The following is a 7,282-nucleotide window of genomic DNA, read 5'->3' as shown; positions in this document are numbered from 1 at the left end:
GCCGTGGGTGGGCTTCGACGGCGAGAGGAACAGGCTCTGCTGGGTGTTGCCGAGGCCCCACTGGTTGCCGGATGGGCCGGCGATATCGTTCTGCGAGGTGACCGGCAGGATGGTGCGCGAGATCAGGTTCCAGTCGTCGTTCAGCTTGATGGGAATGACCGGCTGGACGTTGACATAATACTGGTCGCCGTCATCGGGGCCGATGCCGTGGTTCCAGTTGCCCTGAAAGGGCACGCTGATCAGGTTCGCCACCGGGTTGGTCAGTTCCTGGGCCAGGTCCTGCGAGTCATCCGCCGCCGCGAAGCCGGAGAGCGACACCAGCGCGGCCATGGAGAGCAAAATCGTCTTGAACATCTGGGTCACCGGTCTCTCGTGTTGCGGCACATGCCGTGGAACGCGGGCAGAAGAAGGATTGCCACTGCCGCCCAAGCGACAGTGGCGGAGGTGTGAGCGGTTACTTGAGCTTGGCGCTCATGTCGACGATCGGCTGCTCAGAGACAATGGGGAACATCTGGATGTCCTTGGCATCGAGATCGAGTTGCTTCATGTCGATCATGCGGATCGTCTGGTCGTCATAGGTCTTGTAGTAGTAGCGCAGGTTCTGCGAATCCTTCGCCGTCGTGATGATCGTATAGTCGGCCTGGACGCCACCATCGACATCGCTACGGCCGATGCCCTTGGGGATGTCGAAGTTGTTCAGGACGTGGAAGACATGCGTGACGCCTTCCGCGGCATTGTCCGAGGGAAGCGCATTGGCGCTGAAGAGCGCGGCGCGCACGAAGCGTGACGGCGGGCTGAAGTCGCCCGGCAGGCCCCACATGCCGTTGCCGAGGCCAAAGGCCTTCAGTTCGACGTTGCCGATCTTGCCGCTGTCCACGTTGTTCGGGTTCAACGTGATGTAGTTGCGGAGGTTGGTCATGTGCCAGTTGAAGTCTGGCGAGTTAGTGATCGTGCCGAGCGGGTTGTCGTGAATGACCAGCTTGCCATCGATCGGCTCGATGACGATGGCAGCACCGGTGTTGTCATAGACCGCGTAGTGGAAGGGCGGCGCAGCCGGCCCCCAGCCCTCCAGCACCGTCGGGGTGATGATGGCGTCGCCCGCCTCGATGGCCTTGCGCACCTCAGCGACCGAACCGAACTGCGAGAGGAGCCAGTTCGGGAATTCGGCGGAAGACAGGCCCCTGGACTGGTTCTCCGCCGTCACCGGCGTGTAGGAGGCGAAGGTCGGGAGATAGAAGGCGCCCGCCACCAGGCCGGCATCGTTCATGCCGTCCATGATCTTCACGTCCTTGTAGGCATAGACGCCGACGACCGCGTGCTTGGCTGTGTACTTCAGGCCGTCACCGTTCGGGGTCTTGCCCGTGAAGGCGTAGCCGCGCGGAACCAGTGCGGCTGTCGCATCGATCTTGATGCCGAACTCGACGGTGCGGCCGGTCACGAAGCTGCCGTCCTTATTGACAAGCTTGAGGCCGGTACAGGCCTGCGACGGTGTGAAGGTGGTGGCAAGGAGGAGCGCGGAGGCGAGGGCCATACGGCCCAGCTTCGGGGCGAATGAAAAATTCATCACATGTTTCCTTTGTTCAAGATTGATCGGACTTCCGCCGGCGCTGTAACCTGAACAGCAAGGAGGGCGATCGCCGGCGAGGGCCCTGATCGGCATCGCTACTTTTACCTAAGTAGTTTTTCTTGCTTTATGCACGGCCGCAACGCTAACGTTCTGTCCCGGTCGTTCAACGCGACAGATCTGACGCCGCATTAGCAAATTCGCTATCGAGTTAGCCAACAAAAGCCAACACTCATGTTTTTTTGCTCACCGATCACGAAACATGCCGTGCTGCTCTGGCTTGCCCTTGCCACGCTGGTGGCGGCGCCACTGGCTCATGCAGCCGAGCCGCTGCTTATCTCGGAAGCTTACTGGGTCGATGAAGGCGGAAAGGCGACCCTCGACGATGCCGAGCGCGCAACCTTCACGCCGTTCGAGGGCTCCATCGCCAAAGGCTACAGGCCATTTGCTCTCTGGGTCAAACTTCGGATCTCAGGCCGCGATTCCACCGATCAACTGGCCATCATCGTACAGCCGGCGTTCCTGCGGCGGATTGAGCTCTACGATCCCGATCTTCCTGGCAACGACGCGCCAGGGACTCCGATCATGAGCGGTCGCGATGCAGAGATCACGCCGGTCAATCACATCGGGCTGGACAATGGGTTCGTCATCCCATCCAGCAAGACGCCCAGAACCCTGTTTCTGCGCATCACAACCACAACGACGCTGATGGCGGATATCAAGGTGTCGCCCGTCGCCGATGCAGAGTTCGACAGCCAGGTTAGCGCCGGCACGCTGTCGATCTATTTCGCGTTCCTCTGTGCGTTCCTGCTGTGGGCCATCGTCAGCTGGGCCGTGAGGCGCGATCTGCTCTATGGGCTGTTCGCGCTCCGCCTCGTGTTCTCGATCCTTCACCTCTCCGTCATGGCCGGCGTGCTGAGATATTTCCTTGCCGGCACCCTCAGTGCGCCGGTCAGGGATCTGATCTATAGCCTGATCCTGGTGACCGTCGTGGCCGTCACCGGCAGCTTCGACTTCAAGCTCATCTCGGAGTTCGGTGTGCCACGCTGGCTGCAGAGGCTTGCCTGGTGTCTCCTCGTTCTTCCTGCCACGTGTGTCGTGATGGTCCTTCTCGGCCATACACAGGCGGCGCTTCACCTGAGCGCGCTCGTGGTCACCTTGTTCGTCATCACGAATGTGGTGCTGGCATTCTCGGCGCGAAACGAGGAGAGGGCGCCCTATGGGCAGATGGCGATCAATACGATCAGGGTTGGCTACATACTGATGGCGCTGGTCATCATCGCGCCGGCCCTGATCGCCACGAACATTCTCCACACCGGCGTGCCTGTCATGAAGGTCGTCTTTCTCCATGCCTTGATCACCACCGTCATCCTCTTTGCGATCCTCTCGATCAGGGCGCGGCAAAAGGACCTGCTCATGCAGGAGGCGCTGATCCAGTACGAAGTCACGGAACGTGAGCTGCGGCAGGAGAGCGAAAGGAGAGCCGAAAAGGAGAAGTTCCTCGCCATGCTCGTTCACGAACTCCGCAATCCGCTGACGGTCATTCGCCTCAGGACCAGCGAGAGTTCCGCAAGCGGGAAAGCCGTTCATCAGGCCGCCCGCGAGATGGCGGAGATCATCGAACGCGTCGAGCTGAGCGAGGCGCTGGAGCACGCGAACGGCCAGAACCAGACCGCGACCATGGACCTGGGCGACGTGCTTCGTGAGATCGTCGCGGAGCACCCGGCCGCGTCGCGGATCTCGGTCGATGCGCCGATGCGGTTGATCGTTGCAACGGATGAGAGCCTCCTGAGAAGCATCGTCAGAAACTTGCTCGACAATGCCGCGAAATACAGTCCCGAGGCTTCGCAGATCCGGTTGGCCGTGGCTGAGCAAATCCAGAACGGCGTCGGCGGCACGCGGTTGAGCGTCGCCAATGAAATCGGTGAGGCCGGAGTGCCGGACGGCGAGAGACTATTCACCAAGTATTACCGTAGCCAGGGGGCGCATCGGTGGCCGGGCTCTGGCCTCGGGCTGTTCCTTGTCGCGAACTGGGCGCAGTCCCTCGGGGGTACAATCGGTTACGAAGGACCCACCGCCGGGAGTGACACTCCGCTGGTGCGTTTTAGCCTGTGGCTCCCGCAATGACCTTGCGGCCGCTCAGGATCGTCGTGATCGAGGACTATGACGCGCTGCGGGAGGCGATCTGTGACGCGCTCTCGCAGGATGGCCATGAGGTCGTCGGCGTATCGATGGCCGAGGAGGTCGATGACGAGCCGACAGGCTTCGTAAGTGATCTCTACATCATCGACATCAACCTCCCCGGCGAGGATGGCATCAGCCTTGCCCAGCGCATACGCCGGTCGCAGCCCGATGTCGGCATCGTCATCATCTCGGCGCGGAGCTCGGTCGATGATCGGATCGGGGGCTACAAGTCGGGTGCCAATATCTATCTGACGAAGCCGCTTTCACTTGAAGAACTTCGGGCGGTGGTGGACGGAATCGTGCTGCGGCTGCTGTCCGCTGAAGCCTCACACCCGACGGCCATCCGGCTCAGCCCCATGAAGATGCTGGTGACCGGCCCGGCGGGCGCAGCACGCCTCACCCAGCCGGAGGTCGTGCTCCTGGCGGCGCTGTCGCGCGCGCCGCAGCGCGAACTCGAGCACTGGCAGGTCGCCACCCACCTTGGGAACGGCGAGGAGATCAGCAAGGAGAACCTCGAGGTGAAGCTGGGGCGGCTGCGCAAGAAGCTTGTGTCCTGCGGTGCCGAGGTCCCGGCAATTCAGTCCCTGAGGGGCATCGGCTACCGGCTGACGGCCCCGATCGAGATCCTGAGCGAATGAAATCCCCGCGGTGATGCCGAATGCCCGACCCTGCTCCCGACAGAAGCCCTCGGTTGACAGCTGGCAGGTGCCGACGAGCGGCATCATGAGAGAGGGGCGGCTCGCCAGTCGCACAGACATCGGCACCATCGGTTGGCCGCGTCATCCCCAACAGGTAAGCGGTATCCGCGCCACACCTCGATTTCGCGGGCCGCAGCGACGTAAACGCATTGACTCCACTGCGGGTGGGATGATTGACAGCGGGCATCGTGCGCTTCACATTGGGTGTGGTCACCGCAAGGCACTGGCGCAACATCCGTGCAGAAATACCGGCTTCCTCCCCTCGACCTGTTTCGCAGCTTCGAGGCGGTTGCACGCCATCTCAGCTTCACCGCGGCCGCCAGCGAGCTTTGCCTCACGCAGAGTGCGGTGAGCAGGCAGATCGCAGCGCTCGAGCAGCAGACGGGGATCAAGCTTTTCCATCGCCTGCACCGTGCCATTGAGTTGACGCCGGCCGGGGAGCGGCTGCTGGAGGCGGTGAGCCTGGGGCTGGACCAGATCCAAGGCTGCCTCGCCGCGCTGGGCGCCACCGCGAAGACACCGCGCATCACCATTTCGGCCACCGTCGCCTTTGCCTGGTTCTGGCTCATGCCGCGTCTCAACCAGTTCAGCGCCGATCATCCGGACATCGATCTCCGGGTTCTGGCAAGCGACACGCCGGTCCTGCCGGGGCATGGCGAGGTCGACGTTGCCATCCTGTTCGGATCAGGACAGTGGGTGGGCGTCACCGCGCGGCTGCTGTTCCGGGAGCGGGTCTACCCGGTGTGCAGTGCCGCGTTCCTGAGGGAGCACCCGGGGCTGCTTGGCGCGGAGGACCTGCTCAGACAGACATTGCTGCATCTGGACATCGACCGCGCGGCCCCCGATCCGGTGGACTGGCAGAGGTGGCTGGCTAGCCAGGGCGTTGCGGGACAGCCGGTTCTTCCGGGGCTGCGCTTCAATTCATATCCCATGGTTCTGCAGGCTGCCGAGGCCGGACGTGGCGTGGCGCTGGGCTGGAGCTACATCGTCGACCCCATCGTGGCCAGCGGGCGGCTGGTCCGGCCCGTGTCGGGAAGCATGGAAACCCGCAACGGCTATTACCTCAGCACATCGAAACAGGGGGCAGCGAGCCCTGAACTCGAGGAATTCCTTCGCTGGATCGCCAATCAGGCTACGGAAGCGGCGGCCCTCGCATGAGGGAGGGGAATGCGTCGCATTCGCAAAGACGATTTGCAGTGGACCTGCGAAGCGCCTTAGCTGAGCCCCTGCTTCCCAGAGGTCGTCCATGTCCGAACTCGCCTCGCGCCGCCCCGGCCGCCGCAACCGCGACACCGCAGCGGCCAACCCCGCGGCCTCGCCGATTTCTCCCGGCATGGTCGGAGGCCGCTACAAGCCGCTCACCGACGCCGAGGTTCTCCGCGTTCATGCGCTTGCCCTTCAACTCCTTTCTGACCTCGGCCTCTCACAGGTGACGCCGAGCCTCGAAGCCCGCGCCGTCGCGGCCGGCTGCCGGGTGGATGAGGCAGGCCGCCTGAGGTTTCCTGCAGCCCTGGTGGAGGATGTGATTGCCAGGTCACGCCGCAGCTTCACCCTTCACGGGGTGGACCCCGCACACGACATCGAGATCGGCGGGCGCCGGGTTCACACCGGGACCGGGGGGGCCGCACCGACCATCATGGATTTCGAGACCGGCAGGTATCGCGAGAGCACTGTCGCCGATCTCTACGACATCGCCCGCCTTGTCGACCGGCTCGACAACATCCACTGGTATCACCGCTCGATCGTGGCGCGTGACGCGCCGACGATCCTCGACCTCGACATGAACACCACCTATGCCTGCCTGTCCGGCACGTCGAAGTCGATCGCCGTCAGCTATACCGACGGCAATTCGGTCCGGGCGGTGCAGCCGATGCTCGACGCGGTGGCGGGGGGAGAGGGCAGGCATCGGAAGCGGCCCTTCTGCACGGCGGTGTGCTGCCATGTCGTGCCGCCGATGCGCTTTGCCACGGAAAGCTGTGACGCACTGGAGGCCGCCGTGCTGGCCGGCATGCCAATCCTGCTCGTCTCGGCGGGACAGGCGGGCGCCACGGCTCCCGCCGCGCTGGCAGGAGCCGTGGCGCAGGCCTGCGCCGAAGTGCTGGCGGGCCTGGTGCTCTGCCACATCATCGATCCCGATTGCCGCGGCATCTTTGCGGCCTGGCCTTTCGTCAGCGACCTGCGGACAGGCGCCATGTCGGGCGGGTCGGGTGAACAGGCGCTGCTTTCGGCAGCCTGTGCCCAGATGGCCAATTTCTACGACCTGCCGAATTCGGTTCCCGCCGGAATGACCGACAGCAAGCTGCCCGACGCCCAGAGCGGCGGGGAGAAGGGCTACACCATTTCGCTTGCCGCGCAGGCCGGAGCGACCATGATCCATGAATGTGCGGGCATGCAGGGTTCCCTGATGGGCACCAGCTTCGAAGGCTATGTGCTCGACAACGACCTGCTCGGCGCCATCCTGCGCACGGTCAAGGGCATCGACGTCAGTGAAGATGCGCTGAGCTTCGAGGTGATCCGTGACACCGTCATGGGGCCCGGCCACTATCTCGGCCACCCGCAGACATTCGACCGGATGCGGTCCGACTACGTCTATCCGGAGATCGCCGATCGCCGCAGCATCGGTGAATGGGAGAAGGCGGGTTCCGCCGATGCGCGTGAACGCGCCCGGGAGCGCACGCGCGCCATCCTTGCGAAGCATTATCCGCGGCATGTCAGTGAGGCGACCGATGCGGCGATCCGCTCCCGCTACAACATCATTCTCCCCCGTGCGCGTATGGAAGCCGGACATGGTGCCTGGTAAGGCAGACCCCAGCCGCCGCGGGACGCTGCCGCAGGC

General features: G+C 63.6%; 5 protein-coding genes and 1 pseudogene. 4 read left to right on the top strand and 2 right to left on the bottom strand.

Features of this window, described 5'->3' with window-relative positions; all coding sequences use genetic code 11:
• A pseudogene (locus DK847_RS09730) lies at nt 1–330 on the bottom strand (transporter); the annotation flags it as partial.
• Nucleotides 331–454: 124 nt separating this feature from the next.
• Complete coding sequence (locus tag DK847_RS09725; protein WP_111198116.1) at nt 455–1,564, bottom strand: linear amide C-N hydrolase; 1,110 nt, start codon at nt 1,562–1,564, stop codon at nt 455–457.
• A gap of 267 nt (nt 1,565–1,831) precedes the next feature.
• Here DK847_RS09725 and DK847_RS09720 point away from each other — a divergent pair, with 267 nt between their 5' ends.
• From DK847_RS09720 to DK847_RS09705, 4 genes are all read left to right on the top strand, one after another.
• Nucleotides 1,832–3,691, top strand: coding sequence for a sensor histidine kinase (locus tag DK847_RS09720; RefSeq protein WP_161957217.1), 1,860 nt, complete (start codon nt 1,832–1,834; stop codon nt 3,689–3,691).
• Nucleotides 3,688–4,386, top strand: coding sequence for a response regulator transcription factor (locus DK847_RS09715; RefSeq protein ID WP_111198112.1), 699 nt, complete (start codon nt 3,688–3,690; stop codon nt 4,384–4,386). Before DK847_RS09720 ends, DK847_RS09715 begins: the two co-directional genes overlap by 4 nt.
• A gap of 297 nt (nt 4,387–4,683) precedes the next feature.
• Entirely contained in the window at nt 4,684–5,604 is a 921-nt protein-coding gene (locus DK847_RS09710) for a LysR substrate-binding domain-containing protein (RefSeq protein ID WP_161957216.1), read from the top strand.
• An 88-nt stretch (nt 5,605–5,692) separates the two neighbouring features.
• Nucleotides 5,693–7,246 carry a trimethylamine methyltransferase family protein gene (locus DK847_RS09705; protein ID WP_111198109.1) on the top strand — a complete coding sequence of 518 codons (1,554 nt, stop codon included), beginning with the start codon at nt 5,693–5,695 and terminating at the stop codon, nt 7,244–7,246.
• Nucleotides 7,247–7,282: the final 36 nt, after the last annotated feature.

The organism is Aestuariivirga litoralis (assembly GCF_003234965.1).
Lineage (GTDB): Bacteria > Pseudomonadota > Alphaproteobacteria > Rhizobiales > Aestuariivirgaceae > Aestuariivirga > Aestuariivirga litoralis.
The sequence above is the reverse complement of the archived record's forward strand: the minus strand, read 5'-3'. Positions and strand labels throughout refer to the sequence as shown.

Coding starts and splice junctions, on each gene's coding strand:
- DK847_RS09725 (WP_111198116.1), bottom strand. CDS start 1,564: ATGAATTTTTCATTCGCCCCGAAGCTGGGCCGTATGGCCCTCGCCTCC.
- DK847_RS09715 (WP_111198112.1), top strand. CDS start 3,688: ATGACCTTGCGGCCGCTCAGGATCGTCGTGATCGAGGACTATGACGCG.
- DK847_RS09705 (WP_111198109.1), top strand. CDS start 5,693: ATGTCCGAACTCGCCTCGCGCCGCCCCGGCCGCCGCAACCGCGACACC.